Genomic DNA, 17,846 nt, shown 5'->3' with positions numbered 1-17,846 from the left:
TGATTTCTACATTTCTTTTGTCTTACAAAATAAATTCGCGATAAGGTACATTCCATACGACCTCATGTGCCAGACGATGCCCTTCGTAGCCATCCTCCCCGTAAGCCGTACCATGATCGGAAAAAGCCATACAAAACGTCTTGCCCCGCTTCCGCAAAGCATCAAACAAACGTCCAAGCTGCCCATCCACATACCGCAAGGCCGCTCGCTGGGACTCTACTGAATCCTTCACGGCACCCTCCACAAAATAATGATTAGGCCCATGAATCGCTGATACATTCAGAAACAAAAACAGTCGTTGTGCCGGGTCCGTCTTCTCCAGCAGCTTCAAGGCATGATTCACCTGATGCTCCGTCGAACGGGGATTCGTCACACCAAAGGTCATACGCCAGTAGCTTTCTTGAAAATACCCCGGCAGCACCTTGGCCAGCTTATTTTTTTTCGTAAAAAAAATAACGCCACCGATACAAATAGTCCGATAGCCCTCGTTTTCCAGCCCGGACACGATATCCGGAGCATCAAACAGCCAGGTGTTTGGATGTGTGCGCAGTCCTGTATCCTTGGTGTGAAACAATCGGATATGTGAAGCCTTATCCGTATTCGCAGGCGTTGGCAAAAATCCGCCAAAAAAAGCATGATGTGCGGCATAGGTAAAGCTGCCGGGTGTATGGCGTTTTTCCCAAGGTCCAGAGCCGCATAAATTCGGGCAGTTCTCTTCCTCCAGCTTCGCTACATCATATCGCAGCGTATCAAGCGTAATCATGACAATATCATGAGAGCCGACAATTTGGTTCATATCAGTCATCATCCGTCTTTCCTTTCAAAACCGCATTTCCATTGGTGAGCTGAAGCATTTCCCATTCATACGGATTCCAGCCCTGATGCTTCACCCGGTACAGCAAGTCACCGAACGGGTTTACGTCCAGAATGTAAGGATGACCGCCATGAGCCGGAACCAGCACGTCTAGTCCAGCGACGCTGGAAGCTGGAAAAACACTCATGGCGGCTTCCGCAGTAAGCTGGATCGATTCCACCGTACCCGGTGACAAGCCAGCCTCCTCCAGCAAAAGCCGCTCATTACGTAAATGCAGATTCGTGATGGGGCTGCGGCTCAAACGTAAAACCGCATGGCAAGCCTCTCCTCCGCACACGAGCTGGCGCACATCATACACGCGCCTGTTCAGGGTTGCTTTGGGAATCCAGCGCTCCACATGTACCCCTTCCATGCATAGCCAGCCCAGGATGGCATGAATGTCCTGCTTGTCCGTATAACGGCGCAGGCGTCCCGCATTGTAATATACACGCTGACCTTGAACAATTTCCGTTCCAATTGTGGTCACCGCCAGCTCTGCCTGTGTCTGGGGATGTATCTGATAAGCCATGACTCCAGATGCTCCGGAGCCACAAAATATTTTCACAAATACGCGGTGAAATCCGCTCACCTTCATTATCGTATGCAGATCGGCAGGGTCACAAAATGCTCCATCTGATGGTAAAAGCACTGGCGGGACCTTTATGCCCGCCTTGCTTAATACGACGCTGCAACGCCGCTTATCAAACATCACAGCCACTTCTGCTGGATCATTCATCCAGTGTGCCAAGGGCCAAAGCAGCGTCGCTTCATTCCGCAGCCAGGCCAGCAGACGACAATAGCCCCGGAACCATTGTGCCGGGTGCCAAATACGGCCGTGCTGCTCCTGCAGACACCGCGCTTCTGCCGCCGAAATCCTTTTGCCTTGTGTCCATTCCGAGCATGGCAACAGTGAATCATCCCCTTCAGCATCCGGGGCGCCAAGAGCGATCAGCTCACGCTCTACCTCAAAGCTTTCCCCTGGTGCATCCAGTCGGAGCAGCGGACTACTGCCCGCATGCCCCGCCAGTACTCGAACGAGGCTTTGTTGCACATACACACTGCCATGCACGTGATCTGATGTAGCTTGTGCTGCTATTTGAGCCATCAGCTCACCCAGACTGCGGTTCTCCCGAATGGCTCGCAGCACATCTCTATAGGAAACCTCCACCGCGGGTGGAAGCTTCAATTTGCTACGCGCCGCTTGTAGTCCCGTGGTCCGTCGATTTCCCGGATTTCCGAACAAAATAAACGGCTCGCTGCCACTACTGTCTGGTATCCTAACCATAAAGCCACCTCATCAGATTACTCGGTCAATGAAGGATAACGCCAATCATCTTCCTCATCTGCTTCCTGCTGATCATCCACGTTCACAGATAATCCAGAGTTTTTCCAACGCTCTACCATTTCACTGGACATATAATGATAGCTCAAATCCAGATGCTTTAGCCCCTTGATGCTTTCACTTGCCAGCAGAGCCTCTGCTCCTTGATCTGACAACGTACCCTGAGACAGATCCAGCACTTCAAGTTGTCCGATCACTGGGGCATTCGCTGCTGCAATCGCAATTTCATCCTGTATTTCGCTATCCTTTAGCCCCAAATATGTAAGCTTGGGAAAAGGATTGTTGTCCAAAAACGGTAAAACATCTTCCAAACCCCCGTCAAAACCGTATTCATCTACCCCCAAATACAGCTCCAGCTTGCGCAGCTCAGGCAGCTCGGCATGATATATTTGCTGAAGGACGCTGGCAGGCAGACCACCGCAAATAATTACCAATTCCTGAAGATGGCTATGACGAAGCGGCTCCAAGCTCAGGTCCTGGCTCCCTTTGACATAAAAAGACTCCAATGCTGGAAACGCTTCTAGCAGCGGGGACAGATTTGTTTGATTGATCCATGAAACCTCACACTCATCATATTCCATATCGCCGATAAACAGCTTGCGCAGCTTCGGAAATTGATCTTTATGCTGCACCAGCACCGGGATAAAATCCTCAGGCGAATTTTCATAGGCTCCGCCCCAATCCCCAATAATCAGATCTGTAATTTCCGCGCTATCCGGCTTGGCTGCCAGCTCTTCAATCAATTTAGCCATCGTTTGTCCACTCTCATAAGCATCAAAATCCACTACTAATTTTACTTCCATTTTTACAATTCCTCCGATCGTTCACCTGAGAATGTAATATACCCCTATCTAGTAGACTATCTATTTCCAATTTAGTCTATCCTATCATACCAATGTTCGTCAAAAATAGCCTCTTTCCGACATTAATCCTATGTAAAATATGCGTCATAACATAAAAACAGGACAGACCGATAAGCTGCATCGGTCTGTCCTGCTCATGTACTTCATCATAAATCTCTACCATTTATATAGTAAGAATATATAGTACGAAAAACAAAACTTAGATCTCAGAAACCAAGTTACTGGCTGATTGTAATTGGTGAATTGTCGGATAGCAGCGCCAGGTTATTCACAATTACATTCTCATCATTGCTCAAGCCGCTGGCAACCAGCGTTTGCGAGCCTGTCGTTTGAACGGTTTTCACTTCCTTGCGTTTTGCATGGTCTCCGTTTACAACATATACATATTCTTTACCTTGATCCTTTTGAACTGCTGCGGTAGGAACAACAATGCCTTCTTGCGCATTAGCAGCGACGAAGCTGATATCAGCCAACATACCTGATTTCAATTTCATATCCGGGTTCGCAACCGAGATTTTCACAGGGTAGCCTTTGCCGCTGGCATCTAGCGGGCTTACACTTTTAACTGTACCTGCTGTTACAATATTGGATGCTGCTACACGAACCTGTACCTTGTCACCCACTTTAACATTGTTGATCTGTTCAGCTGGAACATAGATCAGTGTATTGACTGTACTCAGATTGGCAATGACCAGCGCAGGAGCCTGAGCGGATACCATTTCGCCAACTTCTGCATTCTTTGTACCTACAATACCGTTAATCGGTGATGTAATTACGGTGTCGTCCAGTGCATCTTGCGCAATACTAACATTCAGTTGGGCCTGTTTGAGAGATTGCTGACTGGACTCAATGACCGCAGTATTTTGAGATACCTTAAGCTGATTTTGCGCATTGCTATAGCCGCTGTTGGCATTACTGTAGCTATTTTTTGCCGTATCATAGCTGTTGCGAGCTGTAGTGAGTGCCTTTTGGGCAGCTACCAACTGATCTTGAGCATTAGCTTGTGCATTTTGTGCATTTTCGTAAGCCGCTTGCGCGTTCACGACAGCTGTTTTTGCTTGTTCTAATTGAGCTTGCGTGCTTGCACCTGCATCAAACAGGCTTTGTGTACGTGTCACATTTTTCTGAGCATCTGCCAAAGCTTGTCGTGTTTGTTTCACCGTATTGGCGGCCGAGGAGACACCATGTGTCGCCTGTTCTACTGCTGTAGTAGCCTGATTAATTGCACCCTGCGCCTGATTGATTGCACTTTGGGATTGAATCACACCGCTCTTGGACTGTACCACGCCAGAGTTGGCTTGAACCAAGGATGATTCGTGGGATGCCTGAGCGCTGCTTACCCCGGCTGCCGCTGCTGCTGCTGCTGCACGGGCTTTCGCAACATTGTTCCGCATATCCTTATCATCAAGTTTGAACAGCACCTGACCTTTTTGGACCTCCGAGCCGATATCTACAGGCAGTTCAACCACTTTACCGCCTACTTTAGGCACGATATTCACCGTCTCCGAAGGTGTGACAGTACCTGTATAGATGTTCCCCTGTCCGATGATACCCTGCTGTGCTTGGCTGATCTTAACCGGAACAACCATGTCCTGCGCTGCTCCGGTATTACTGGAGCAGCCTGCCAGCACTGCGCCGCCGAGGACCAAAGCCGCTAATGTACTTTCTACTCTCAATATTTTCATGATAATTCCCTTTCTTTCTGTCCGTGGAAATAATGTAAGCCATCCAGTCGATATTTTTGTACTTCTCATGATTAAGCTTCCGGCTGTGTCTTTGCTTTCTTCCTTTGAATAAACAAAAAGATGAGTGGAATCGTGCAAAACAGCGGTATGGATGAAATGAGGAACGTATCCCCAATTCCTCTCGATGTAGCATCCAGTGTGATTAAACTACTGATGGATGACATCCATGAGCTGCCCAGTGTCGCTTGCAGCGTATGAGCCGAGTCTTGTGTAATGGACTCGGATATTTGCTGGGCGTGAGCTGCCGAGCGGCTTTGCATAATCGCGGTCAGCACCGCAATCGCCATAGATGCAGCCACGGTGCGAACCAGATTGGATGCTGTAGATGCATTGGCTACCTTGCTTGGATGAACAGCGTTCATGCCGACTGTGGATAACGGCATCATACAGATACCAATTCCCAGTCCCCGTAACGTCATGACCGTTTCCAGCCAGGCATGCGAAGTATCTGGGGTAAGCTGATGAAGGTGATACGTCATAAAGCTGGTTAGCGTCAGACCTACAAGACCCAGAGGCACAATACCGAACTTATCGAACAGCCGCCCGGCAATAGGCATCATTGCCGCCATGGCAATGGCCTGTGGAATGAGGATAATACCGGTATCAATCGGCGACACACGCTGAATATTTTGCAAAAATAGCGGTGTTAAGAACGTTCCTCCGTACATCCCCATCATGACCAGACTGGAGGCAATAACACTAATCGTATATTTTGAATTCTTGAATAATGAAATTTCAATTACAGCATTATCCTTGCCGCTTTCTATATAGATGAGAAAGACAAGTGCCCAGAAAGCAATAAACAGCAGGGACACAATTCCAAAAGAAGTCCAGCCATCACGCTGCCCGTTTGTCAATGCGTACAAAAGCGTGCCAGCGCAAGTTGCGGCCAGCAAAAAGCCCGGTAGATCAAACGGCTTCGGCTTTACTTTAGGCGGCTCTTTGATGAGGAGGATGACCATTAAAATGGCAAATAAAGCAACAGGCAAACTGACAATAAACAAGAAACGCCAGTTAAACCATTCAATTAAGTAGCCGCTCAGCGTAGGTCCTACAGCTGGTGCCGCCATTGCGGCGATCCCCCATATACCAAGGGACATCCCAATTTGTTCACGCGGCATGATTTTGTAAATAATCGTCATACTCAGCGGCATAATGACACCGCCGCCCAGACCAGCCAGTACACGCGCCGCGATCAGGGAAGAATCACTCCATGCAAAAATACATATTCCTGTTCCCAGCGAGAACACGCTGAGGGCAAGAATCAAAAACTTTTTGTATCCGATACGCTGCTCCATATATCCGGTAATCGGGACGATTACGCCGGATGCAAGCGTGTAACCTGTAATAACCCACTGAATACGTGTCGTCGTTGATCCTAAGTCCGTCGTCAATCGTGGAATGGCGACATTGATCAGACTGTTGTTCAGAATGGCGACAAAGGCGCCTAAAACGATAGCAAAAAAGGCAAGCCAGCGTTCTTTGGAAGAATCTGTCGAAGGAGCAGCAGCAGTTTCATTGGCAGCCACATGGACCCCTCCTTTTTAAGATGTATGAATTTTTACTTCCACGTTCGTTCCAGGAATGAGCTTCAAATCCTTTGGCTTGTTCACGGCAATTTCTACAGGCACACGTTGAGTGACCTTATTAAAGTTGCCACTTGTGTTCACAGCAGGAACGAGCGAAAACACTGCATTTGAAGCCTCGCCCACTTTGCGAACCTTACCTTGAATGACCTGGTCACCTGCTGCATCAAGCGTAATGTCAACAAGCTGCCCTGGTTTAATACGGTTAATATCGGTTTCTTCAATATTCGTGGACACATACAGGCTGTTCATATCAGCCATAGTCGCTACAGCACTACCCGGTGTTCCGATTTCGTGCTCCTTCGAATAAATCTTAATCACAGTTCCGTTAATCGGCGCACGCAGTACAGACTTGCTAATCATACTTGCATCCAGCCCCGATACATCCTGCTCGGCAATCGGTTCGTTGCGCTGCAGTACATCGCCTTCTTCCACATCAATGTGGCTAATCTCTCCGGAGATTTGCGGCATCACCTTATACTGATCGGCTTGAATACGTGCATCGTCACTTTTAACAAAGTGTGTTGCCTGATACCAATAATAGTAGCCAATAGCTCCGCCGCTCAGAATGAGCAGTACGATGAGAATCGGCAATACAGTTTTCTTACTCACTTGTTCCACCCCTGTTGTCCAAAAAATTTTTATTATTCAACGCTAATATTTTAAAATTGAAATATTAGGCCATTAAACCAAATTTAGAACGTAAAATAACGCATGGCTACATACCATGCAAAAGACAGGACTTATTTTATGTACATAAAACAAGCTAACCCATGCTTACAAACTGCCTTCTCTATATTTAAATATTTTCATATAACTATCGTACATTGAAATATTATAGATACATTTATCTATTCAGGCAATACAAATTTTCATTTTTTTCATAATTTTTTTCACAAAAAAAGAACCTTGTCCCCAAGGCCCTTTTCGAAATAAAATAATTTGAATTTTAAATATTTTCTAAGCACACTAAGAGAAAAGCACAGGCCCAAATGACCGTTCTTTGCGATTTTTAGACTCCTGCTCCTCTTTTTTGTTTTTGGTGGTTCCATTATCCCGGGATCGTTGCTGTCCCATGCAATTTCCGCAACGGCAGCGTGCTGTGCTCCTATGCACATCGTCTCTGGAATCACGCAAAAGCTGTACGTAGTCCAAAGATTGCTGCAAAGAAGCGGGCCCCGGAACAAAGCGAACCTTCTTGCCGTCCAGCAGACAATATACCTCAATAAGCTGTGGTAGCGCTCCAAATGCATAATGACAAAATACATTCGTCAAATGTTGAAATGTATGAATGACATTAGGATTATAGTCCACCATATACTTTTGAATCAGTAAGGAATCGGCACCAGCTGATAGCTGCCAGGCAGCCTGAACAATCAGCGAAATATCGACCTTGAGTTCAGGCACTGGCGTACAAAATTGTTCATACAGCATCACCGGCGTGAGCAGATCCTTGTTTAAGGCACATATTTTTGACAGCTCGCCTGACACTTTATTTTTGATATCCCAATAGTGGAACAACGATTCAAAGCCGTTTGCCTGCTTGGGCCACCATTTCTCCAGCACATACTGGACGGGGACTTCCCGCCGCACCTCTACTTCCATTCCAAAGTATTCGTTCAACGCATGGCCTACCGCATATTGAACCCGCTGCCGCCAATTCCAGCCCTCACGCCCGCGCTTTGCCTGTGACGGATGGATTGGCTGCGGCGTTCTCCACATCTCCTCAAGCTGATAGTCGTGCAGAAGAGGATAACCGCTTAAGCTATCGCTATTACGCATACCTATCCCTCACTCTCATCTCAGGAGACTCCAATACCCGCCTGTGCAAACTGTCTTCCATAGGCCCGGCAATTTTCCTTGTCATCATCCAATGGATTGAATTCAATCTTCAGGCTCTCCTGAATCACTGAGGCGCCGCGTTCTTTAACTTTTTCCTCCACTAAATCAACCGCACCACAGAATTGCTCATAAGAAGTATCTCCACTGCCAAATATAGCCGTCTTTTTGCCTGACAGATCAAGTTCGTCCATTTCCTCATAAAAATCTAAAAATTCATCAGGAAGCTCACCATCTCCCCAAGTATATACCCCTAACAGGAACCCATCATAATCGAGCAGCTCTTGCGCGTTGCAATCATATGAAGCCTTTAATTCTGCCTCATGTCCTGCTTGGCGAACGCCCTCGGCAATCAATTCCGCAATTTCCTCTGTATTACCGGTCAAACTGGCATAAGCAATCAATATTTTACCCAAGTTCATCCCTCACCTTTACTTGAAATATGGGATGCTTTCATTCCCTATTACTCAAATAATATTTGATAATGATTCTCATTGTCAAATATTAATTTCGAACAAGGCTTTTATCCATGGTAAAAACATACGCAAAACAGCCGCATCACATGCGGCTGTTCGCTGATCAAACCTATGAGTAAGCAGCTTTTATAAGGAGCCTGCTTATTGATCGTTTTTACTTATTGGTTGCGCCAGTACAGCTCATTCCATTGCAGCTCCTGGCGGAACTGGCGGATATTCGTGTTGTTATCAATAACAACAGCCTCTATGCCTGTCAATTCAGCATAATCCAACAATTGCTCAGTGGTTACAGCATAGGATAATACCGTATGATGTGCTCCCCCCGCATGAATCCATGCTTCTGCGGATACTTCGAGCGAAGGCTCTGGCTTCCACAAAACGCTGGCTACAGGCAGCTTAGGCATATTATTTTTATTTTCCACAGCCTGAATTTGGTTAATGATCAGACGGAAACGGCCTTTCAGTTCAACAATGGACGCTACAAGTGCGTTGCCTGGTTTACCTTCAAAAATGAGACGAGCCGGGTCGGCTTTACCGCCAATCCCCAATGGTTGAACGTCAATACGTGGTTTGTTTACAGCAATGGTAGGACATATCTCCAGCATATGTGAACCCATAATTAGTTCATTACCTGCTGCTAGATGGTAGGTATAGTCTTCCATAAAGGAAGTATCCACATTGTTAGCCATCAGCTTCATCAGGCGCGTCAATGCTGCTGTTTTCCAGTCACCTTCACCACCAAAGCCGTAGCCTTGAGCCATCAAGCGTTGAGCAGCCAAACCAGGCAGCTGCTTCAGTCCATGCAGATCCTCGAATGTTGTGGTAAAAGCTCCGAAGTCCCCCGCCTCCAAAAACTTCTTCATGCCTAATTCAATACGAGCCTGTTCCAGAATGGAATCACGAACTGCTCCTGGCTGCTTCGCTGCTGCAGACAATTCATACAATTCATTGTATTCTTCGAACAATGAACTGATTTCGCCTTCCGTCACGTTGTTAACGATTTCAACCAGATCACCCACGCCGTAGCCGTTGATCGACCAGCCTAATTGGGCTTGAGCAGTTACTTTGTTGCCTTCAGTAACCGCAACTTCACGCATATTATCACCAAAACGTGCTACTTTGAGATTTTGGCTTTCGCTATAAGCAGCCGCTGTGGACATCCAGCTACCAATACGTTTTTGGACCCCTTCTTCCTCCCAATAGCCAACAACGACTTTGCGCGCTACACCCAAACGGGCACCAATAAAGCCAAATTCGCGGTCACCGTGTGCGGATTGGTTCAGGTTCATAAAATCCATATCGATACTATCCCAAGGGATATCACGGTTAAATTGAGTGTGCAGATGCAGCAAAGGCTTCGCCAAACGAGTCAAGCCGGCAATCCACATCTTCGCTGGAGAAAACGTATGCATCCAGGTAATAATCCCTGCACACAGGTCATCCCCATTCGCATCAATGATCAAACGACGGATTGCGTCGGAATTCGTCAGTACAGGTTTCAATACAACTTCAAACGGCAGATGACCGCTACGGTTCAATCCTTCTACAATTTTGCGGGAATGCTCTTGTACCTGATCAAGCGTTTCGGGTCCATACAAATGCTGGCTTCCTGTAGCAAACCAAAATTTAAACGGTTTCATAATTCAAAATTCCTCCTGTCAGGAAATAAGTATAATTGCTTGCAGCTGTGTCATAAAAAAATTATTATGTACGTACAATCCATTCTATTTTTCATTAATGTACTGAAAAACGGAATAGTTGTACGTACAAGTGGGATTGACTTCATTTTAATATGGAAGCGCTCTAATTACAAGTACATCTGAAAAAAATATTTTTGTTCTGTCCCTCCGCCCTGCTACTTTGATGGAATCATTCGATTGTTGTTAAGCTTTGTTGTACAATAGATTCCATATGGGGATTTTGTGCAGCCTGCTGCCGTAATCCTGAAATGACTGCTGAAGGATGGATTGTACATGTATGTAGCACAAGGATGGAAAGACTATGAAGTTATGGATACAGGCGGTGGCGAAAAGCTGGAGCGCTGGGGCGATATTGTCCTGCGTCGTCCCGATCCGCAAATTATATGGCCTTTGACCCAGGAAACAGCCGAATGGCGCAATGTTCATGGGCATTACCGCCGCAGCTCTTCCGGGGGCGGCCAATGGGATATGAAAAAGCCTATTCCTGAGCGCTGGACGATCAGCTACGGACCGCTTAAATTCCACATTAAACCGACCAGCTTCAAGCATACCGGTCTTTTTCCGGAGCAAGCAGCGAACTGGAGCTGGATGATGGATAAAATCAAAGGAGCAGGCAGACCGATTTCCGTACTGAACCTGTTTGCTTACACAGGGGGAGCCACTACGGCCGCAGCGTATGCCGGAGCGAGCGTAGTGCACGTGGATGCTGCCAAAGGCATGGTACAGTGGGCAAAGGAAAATGTACATTTGTCCGGCTTGGCTGACCGTCCGGTACGCTTTATTACAGACGACGTGTTTAAGTTCGTGCAACGGGAACAGCGCAGAGGCAACCGTTATGATGCGATTATTATGGACCCTCCTTCTTACGGACGCGGACCAAACGGAGAAACTTGGAAGCTTGAAGAAAGCCTGTATCCGTTTCTGGAATCCTGCATGAACATCATCTCGGATCAACCGTTGTTTGTGCTGATCAACTCCTATACCACCGGTATTTCCCCTACCGTACTGCATAACATGCTGAGCATGACCATGCAACAAAAATACGGCGGGCAAATTAGCGCTGGTGAAATCGGATTACCAATCACACGCTCGGGATTGAATTTACCTTGCGGTATTCTCGGACGCTGGGAGGCTTAATTCCCTTTATGACTCCAGATGAACTTACCCGACACGGGCATGCAGAATCGAAGATTCCTGTTTTATATGAGGACAATCATGTTTTGGCAGTTGTAAAGCCCGTCAATGTTCCGACACAAGAGGATGCCAGCGGAGACCCTGATCTGCTATCGTTACTGAAGGAAGACCTTAAAATCAGACACAATAAGCCTGGCAACGTCTTTTTGGGTCTGGTTCACAGATTGGATCGCCCTGTAGGCGGAGCTATGATCTTTGCCAAGACGTCCAAAGCTGCTTCGCGGCTGTCAGAGTCGGTTCGAGGCCACCATTTCCGCAAAATGTATACAGCCGTCCTGAATGGTGTTCCCGCGGCTCCGCAAGGTCGTCTGACCCATTACCTGCTAAAGGATAGCCGTACGAATACCGTTCAAGCTGTTCGGCCCGGCACGGCAGGCGCCAAGGAAGCTGTTTTGGAGTATCGCGTGCTTGGGCAAGTAGATGGGCTCAGTCTGGTGCAGATTCAACTGCATACCGGACGCTCGCACCAGATTCGTGTGCAAATGCAGGCGATCGGCTGTCCTCTCTACGGGGATCAAAAATATGGCGGCAGCCTGAGCCGTCCCGGTCAACAGCTCGCACTCTGGTCCTTGCTTGCCGGAGCACCGCATCCAGTCAGCAAGGAGGATATGAGCTTTCACTCGCTGCCTCCCGCCCAATTTCCGTGGAGCGAGTGGCCTGTGTCGCTTTATGAGAGCATGATTATGCCTGGAAATTAAGTGGACAAGCTCTGTCCCATTTAGCTTTCGACATCGTCAAGCCATACGCAAAAATAACCCGCAGTGCATGTATCAAACAAACATGCATTGCGGGTTATTTTGTGCAAAAAATTTTCAGTAACTCTCATCCTTATGACGAGGAAGCCACGGTTTGCCCTTGCTTGCTGTTCACCAGTTGTTGGCGTGGTCGAGCGTTTTGAACATTTGTATTTTTGATGAAAAACGCTAAAATCAGAGCTGTCACACTCAGCAGAGTTGCAATAATAAAGGCCGAGTTAATACCATAAATCGTAGCCTGATTGCCTGCAGCCAGCATCTCCGCTTTGTTCGTAACGTTGAGTCCTTCGGATGCAACAATCGTTGTCAGACGGTTGCTGGTTTGAGTCGACATCACCGTCACCAGAATTGCCGTCCCTATGGAGCCGGAAATCATACGCAGCGTGTTGCTCATCGCCGTACCATGCGCATTTAATCGTTGCGGAAGCTGATTCAATCCGGCTGTCTGGATCGGCATCATCAGCAATGACATCCCAAACATCCGTACTGTGTAATTTATTAATAGTGCCAAATAGGTGGTTGATTCGGTTAACCGTGTAAACTCCCAAGTCGTTACAACCATAATCAACAGGCCAATGACAGACAACCAGCGCGCTCCGATTCGGTCAAAGATCACTCCCGTCACCGGAGACATAATCCCCATCAGAATCGCTCCCGGCAACATGAGCATACCGGACTGGAGCGGCGAAAAACCGCGAATATTTTGCAAATAAATCGGCAGCAATATCATACCAGCGTACAAAGCCATCGTCACAATGACATTAATAATCGTCGTCAGGCTGTACACATCGTATTTAAAAATACGGAACTCCAGCATCGGTTCATCGACCTTCAGCTGGCGGGCAATAAACAGGATAAGCGCAATCGTCCCAACGATAAGCGTAGACAACACCGGGATACTTCCCCAGCCTGATGTTCCCGCATCACTAAAGCCATATAACAATCCGCCGAACCCGAGTGTAGATAAAATGATGCTTGGAATATCCAGCTTAGGCTTAGACTGCTCCGTTACATTTTTCAGAAAAATAGCCCCAATGATCACTGAAAGGATTGAAATCGGCAAAATGATCCAGAATAATACCCGCCAATCATAATTTTGAACAATATAACCTGATAGGGTTGGTCCAATGGCTGGGGCAAAGCCCATCGCAATCCCGAGTGTGCCCATCGCCCGTCCACGACGCTCTATCGGAAAGATGTTCAAGATCACGACCATCATCAAAGGCATCATAATACCTGCACCCGCGGCCTGAATAAGCCGTCCGATCAGCAGAATGCTAAAGCTTGGTGCGATAGCACACAACAGCGTACCTATTGAAAAAATAATCATCGCGCTAATAAACAATTTGCGAGTGGAGAAACGGGCAATCAAAAATGCGGTCACCGGGATCAACACTCCGTTCACGAGCATAAAACCCGTGCTAAGCCACTGAGCCACGTTGGCATCTACATTCAGATCATTCATCATTTTGGGTAGAGCCACACTAATTAATGTCTGGTTTAAAATGGCAACAAACGCGCCAATCAACAGAGCGGCCACAATCGGTGCCCTGCGCACGTTACCTGCTAGTGTCATTTGAGGACTGCTCAAGTTGATTCATTCCCTTCGATGTCAGCTTCATAATCATTTGCTTGTGGATATCCAAGACCATGTCCAGTTGCTCCTTTGGAATATCCAAAATAGGCAGGATGCGTTCCATCCACATGGCATCCACTTTTTGCATGGTATCTTTTCCTTCGGGCGTCAGGGATAGCACCAATGATCTGCGATCATGCTCATCTCGTTCACGAGCGACATATCCTGCCTTCGCCAGACGATCAATCACGCCGCTCATGGAACTGCATCCCATACGAGCGATGTCCGCCAGCTCGGATAGCCCAATGCTGGGGCGTTCATTCAAAACTGACAGCACCAAATGCTGAATGGCAGTCAGATCCAAATGCCGTTCTTCATTCCAGAAGGCGTGAAATATCGTTTTGTTAACCTCCCTTATCGACTGAATAATCCGGTACACCTCAAGTCTTTCCTTCTCTCTGTCCTCCATTGGAACCATCCTTCTTCCCATTTCCCAGTCACATTCCATATACATAATCAAGCAACTATTCGTATACAAAATGTTATTAAGTTATAACTAATTTTATCACTTTCTATGTACATGTCAACTTTAACCCAATGCCCCCTTGTTTGTAGTACAAAAAATGCGGATAGGAATGCCCTGATGGACATATCTATCCGCACGGTCGTAATTGCTATCAGGGATGTGTGTTACTCTGCTTGCTCGATTTGTTCCTTTTCTCCCGCTGCTTCACTTGTCGATACTGTAGTTTTCGTCTTTGTTGTGATTTTACCCAACAAATAGACCAGCAAATTTTGATTATGCTGAGAAATCCGGTTTAGTGCGGAGCCCAAAAAATCATCACGGATCTGCAAACCGCGTTCCGCCTCTTCTCTGCCTTGATCTGATATGACAATCCATACAATTCTGCGGTCCTTTACGTCTCTGAAACGGGTGACCAGTCGATTCCGCTCCATTCGATCCAGCAGCATCGTAATCGCCGCAGGGGTGGTCGCCAGATACGGGATCAACTGAGACGGCTTCATGCGGCCGTATTCGTTCAGAACCTCCAGCACTGTGAGCTGAGCCTCAGTTAGTGATGGAGCCAACTGCTGCTCCATATGAACCTTGTAATCCTTAGCCATTCTGGACCAGATTTTCGCAAATTCGGTCGTTTGCATTTTGCCTCACTCCTTTGAATAACAGGATCGGTAAAAAAACAAAGTTACCGCATCGGCCACCGTCCGGATTGTATTTCATCACATTAAATTTTCGCCATTTCCCCCTGGTTTCCTGCTGTTTTTGGGGCATTCATTGAAAACGGGAAGGAAGTCTCACTCCGGTTTTGAAGGCTTTTCAAGGTTCGACAGCATGACGGCAAAAAGGTCCTCATTCGTGCCGGATTGGCACGTGAGGACCTCTCTTTTTCGAGCTAAACAGCGCTTGACTTCACAATTATTCTACGGACTGTGAAATCTGCGGCTCACTATGCTGCAGTTCATTCACAATTTCGTCTTTCTTTTCCACAGGAGCCAGCAGCTTACCCGTATCCTTGCGGTCGGCCAGCGGAGCTTTTTCTGAAAGGAACGACAGCATTTGTCCTTCTGCAGTGATGACCTGCAGTTGAACAGCTTCACGGCAATAGAAGGCAGCCACGATTCGAGTTCCGTTCGAACGCACCCGCTTGCCTTCCTTGAATTCGAAGGTGGCGATTCCTTTACCGCCTCTTCCCTGAGAAGGATAATCGAGCAGAAGCGTACGCTTGCCGTAACCGGATTCGGTCAATACCAGCACCTCTCCTTCATCCTCTTCCACCCACAGCGCTGCCACAATTTCATCGCCTTCCGCCAGTTGTATACCTTTGACACCAGCCGAGACGCGGCCCATGGCATTAACCTCTTGCTCCTTGAAGCGTATGCTCATCCCCGCACGGGTAATCAGCATAATATCTTTGGTACTGTCGCTCAACGTTACTGATATTATCTCATCGTCCCCTACCACCTTGCAGGCGGCTACGGCACTGGAGCGCTTTGTAGCATATTCTGCCAGTTCTGTTCGCTTGACTTGCCCTTTTTTGGTTACAAACACCAGACTTTTGCCGATTTCCTCCATGTTTTTGATCGGAATAACGCTTACGATACGATCTTCCTTCGATAGCGAAATAACATTGACAATCGGAGTGCCTGGCTCCTTCCACTTATACTCCGGTACCTGATGCACAGGCAGCAAAAAGTATTGTCCACGCTGGGTGAAGACGAGCAGCACATCCAGTGTATTCACGTCAAGGAATTGGGTAATGTAGTCCCCTTCTTTAACGCCGGAATTGGAACGCTCCCCGCCGGAACGAGTGAACGACAGCATACTTGTACGCTTCACATAGCCATCTTTCGAGAGGGTCAGCAGCACATCCTCTGCCGCAACCATGACCTCCAGATTTACCTTAATCTCTTCTACCTCACCCTGTATCTCGGAGCGGCGATCCATGCCGTACTTTTCACGAATTTCCAGCAGTTCCTTGCGGATCAGACTGATCAGCTTGCGGTCACTTTCCAGAATAGCGCGGTATTGAGCGATTTTTTTCTGAATGTCAGCCAGCTCTTTTTCAAGAGTGGTAATTTCGAGATTCGTAAGACGGTACAATTGCAAGGTCAAGATCGAATCCGCTTGACGTTCGCTAAAGCCAAACATCCATTGCAAATTATTTTGCGCATCCTGGCGATTTTTAGACGCCTTGATAGCCGCAATGACCTCGTCCAGAATGTTCAGCGCCTTGACTAAACCTTCCAGTACATGTGCACGGTCCTCCGCCTTTTCCAGTTCAAACTTGATACGGTTTGTGACAACTTCGCGCTGGTGTGCAATATACGCCTCCAAAATGGACTTTAATCCAAGCTGGTGCGGCGCTTTGTTCACAATAGCAACCATATTGAAATTATATGCCACCTGGAGATCGGTTTTTTTCAGCAGATACGCCAAAATCCCTTCCGCATCAGCTTCCTTTTTCAGTTCCACAACAATACGCAGGCCATTTCGTCCACTCTCGTCACGAACCTCAGCAATTCCTTCTACCTTTTTCTCCAGACGGATATTTTCCATTGCGGTCACAAGTCTGGATTTGACAATCTGGTAAGGAATCTCTGTAATGACCAGCTGCTGCTTACCTCCACGCAAGGATTGAATTTCCGTTTTGGAACGGATATAAATACGTCCTTTACCTGTTCTGTAAGCCTCCTTGATGCCTTCGCCACCCATAATCAGTCCGCCAGTCGGGAAATCCGGACCCTTAATAAAGGTCATAATCTCTTCCAGCTCAATCTCCGGCTTTTCCATCACTGCAATGGTGGCGTCAATGACCTCACGCAAACTATGCGTTGGTATCTCAGTCGCAAATCCCGCCGAGATGCCACTGGAGCCGTTCACCAACAGATTGGGATAACGGGACGGAAGTACAACCGGTTCCTTTGCCGAGTTATCAAAGTTATCCTTGAACAAAACCGTACGTTTTTCGATATCCCGCAGCAATTCCATAGCGATCGGAGACAGACGTGCCTCCGTATACCGCATAGCTGCTGCCGGATCATCATCCTGTGAGCCCCAGTTGCCGTGGCCATCCACCAGCACGTGACTCATTTTCCAAGGCTGTGCCATCCGCACCATACCATCGTAAATCGAAGCGTCACCGTGGGGGTGGTAATTCCCCATAACGTCCCCGACCGTTTTCGCAGATTTACGATATGCTTTATCCGGTGTATTGCCCGAATCGTACATCGCGTAAAGTATACGGCGCTGCACAGGTTTTAATCCGTCCCTTACATCGGGTATCGCCCGGTCCTGAATAATATATTTGGAATATCGGCCAAAGCGGTCACCGACCACTTCCTCCAGAAAAGCTGGCAAAAATTGCTCCGATAAGCTCATGTCTACACCTCATTTAATA

At 47.4% G+C, this 17,846-nt stretch carries 15 protein-coding genes; 2 read left to right on the top strand and 13 right to left on the bottom strand.

From position 1 onward, the window contains the following. Positions 1-22 precede the first annotated feature (22 nt). The 9 genes from B4V02_RS11080 to araA form a co-directional block, all read right to left on the bottom strand. Positions 23-805: an STM4013/SEN3800 family hydrolase gene (locus B4V02_RS11080; protein WP_007430712.1), complete on the bottom strand. Its 783-nt coding sequence runs from the start codon at positions 803-805 to the stop codon at positions 23-25. Beyond that, positions 798-2,138 carry an STM4014 family protein gene (locus B4V02_RS11075; protein WP_094154804.1) on the bottom strand — a complete coding sequence of 447 codons (1,341 nt, stop codon included), beginning with the start codon at positions 2,136-2,138 and terminating at the stop codon, positions 798-800. The genes B4V02_RS11080 and B4V02_RS11075 overlap by 8 nt, the downstream gene beginning before the upstream one ends. Before the next feature lie 17 nt (positions 2,139-2,155). After that, positions 2,156-2,998: an STM4015 family protein gene (locus tag B4V02_RS11070; protein WP_094154803.1), complete on the bottom strand. Its 843-nt coding sequence runs from the start codon at positions 2,996-2,998 to the stop codon at positions 2,156-2,158. Between the two features lie 278 nt (positions 2,999-3,276). Continuing rightward, positions 3,277-4,743, bottom strand: a complete 1,467-nt coding sequence (locus tag B4V02_RS11065) for an efflux RND transporter periplasmic adaptor subunit (protein ID WP_094156984.1) — start codon at positions 4,741-4,743, stop codon at positions 3,277-3,279. Between the two features lie 71 nt (positions 4,744-4,814). Then, on the bottom strand, positions 4,815-6,332 hold the full coding sequence (locus B4V02_RS11060; protein ID WP_094154802.1) for a DHA2 family efflux MFS transporter permease subunit: 1,518 nt from the start codon (positions 6,330-6,332) through the stop codon (positions 4,815-4,817). 15 nt (positions 6,333-6,347) lie between these two features. Beyond that, entirely contained in the window at positions 6,348-7,001 is a 654-nt protein-coding gene (locus B4V02_RS11055; protein ID WP_094154801.1) for an HlyD family secretion protein, read from the bottom strand. Between the two features lie 357 nt (positions 7,002-7,358). Further along, positions 7,359-8,171 carry a hypothetical protein gene (locus B4V02_RS11050; protein ID WP_094154800.1) on the bottom strand — a complete coding sequence of 271 codons (813 nt, stop codon included), beginning with the start codon at positions 8,169-8,171 and terminating at the stop codon, positions 7,359-7,361. 20 nt (positions 8,172-8,191) lie between these two features. Then, positions 8,192-8,650: a flavodoxin gene (locus B4V02_RS11045; RefSeq protein ID WP_043891056.1), complete on the bottom strand. Its 459-nt coding sequence runs from the start codon at positions 8,648-8,650 to the stop codon at positions 8,192-8,194. 212 nt (positions 8,651-8,862) lie between these two features. After that, positions 8,863-10,344 carry an L-arabinose isomerase gene (gene araA / locus B4V02_RS11040; RefSeq protein ID WP_094154799.1) on the bottom strand — a complete coding sequence of 494 codons (1,482 nt, stop codon included), beginning with the start codon at positions 10,342-10,344 and terminating at the stop codon, positions 8,863-8,865. A gap of 333 nt (positions 10,345-10,677) precedes the next feature. Here araA and B4V02_RS11035 point away from each other — a divergent pair, with 333 nt between their 5' ends. Both B4V02_RS11035 and B4V02_RS11030 read left to right on the top strand, forming a co-directional pair. Further along, the gene (locus B4V02_RS11035) at positions 10,678-11,541 is read left to right on the top strand and encodes a class I SAM-dependent methyltransferase (protein ID WP_094154798.1); all 864 of its coding nucleotides are present in this window, start codon (positions 10,678-10,680) and stop codon (positions 11,539-11,541) included. A gap of 8 nt (positions 11,542-11,549) precedes the next feature. After that, complete coding sequence (locus tag B4V02_RS11030; RefSeq protein ID WP_094154797.1) at positions 11,550-12,296, top strand: RluA family pseudouridine synthase; 747 nt, start codon at positions 11,550-11,552, stop codon at positions 12,294-12,296. 130 nt (positions 12,297-12,426) lie between these two features. Here the strand turns inward: B4V02_RS11030 and B4V02_RS11025 are convergent, their stop codons facing one another. The 4 genes from B4V02_RS11025 to gyrA all read right to left on the bottom strand — a co-directional run bounded on the left by B4V02_RS11025 (position 12,427) and on the right by gyrA (position 17,827). After that, positions 12,427-13,929 (bottom strand): DHA2 family efflux MFS transporter permease subunit, encoded by a 1,503-nt coding sequence (locus B4V02_RS11025; RefSeq protein WP_094154796.1) that lies wholly within the window; start codon positions 13,927-13,929, stop codon positions 12,427-12,429. Then, a complete protein-coding gene (locus tag B4V02_RS11020; protein ID WP_007430724.1) occupies positions 13,913-14,398 on the bottom strand; it encodes a MarR family winged helix-turn-helix transcriptional regulator in 486 nt (161 codons plus the stop codon). The genes B4V02_RS11025 and B4V02_RS11020 overlap by 17 nt, the downstream gene beginning before the upstream one ends. Positions 14,399-14,619: 221 nt before the next feature. Next, complete coding sequence (locus B4V02_RS11015) at positions 14,620-15,090, bottom strand: MarR family winged helix-turn-helix transcriptional regulator (RefSeq protein ID WP_094154795.1); 471 nt, start codon at positions 15,088-15,090, stop codon at positions 14,620-14,622. Between the two features lie 274 nt (positions 15,091-15,364). Continuing rightward, positions 15,365-17,827 carry a DNA gyrase subunit A gene (gyrA, locus tag B4V02_RS11010; protein WP_094154794.1) on the bottom strand — a complete coding sequence of 821 codons (2,463 nt, stop codon included), beginning with the start codon at positions 17,825-17,827 and terminating at the stop codon, positions 15,365-15,367. Between the last annotated feature and the right edge of the window lie 19 nt (positions 17,828-17,846).

The organism is Paenibacillus kribbensis (assembly GCF_002240415.1).
Lineage (GTDB): Bacteria > Bacillota > Bacilli > Paenibacillales > Paenibacillaceae > Paenibacillus > Paenibacillus kribbensis.
Note: the sequence above shows the minus strand (reverse complement) of the source record. Positions and strands in the feature narration are given on the sequence as shown.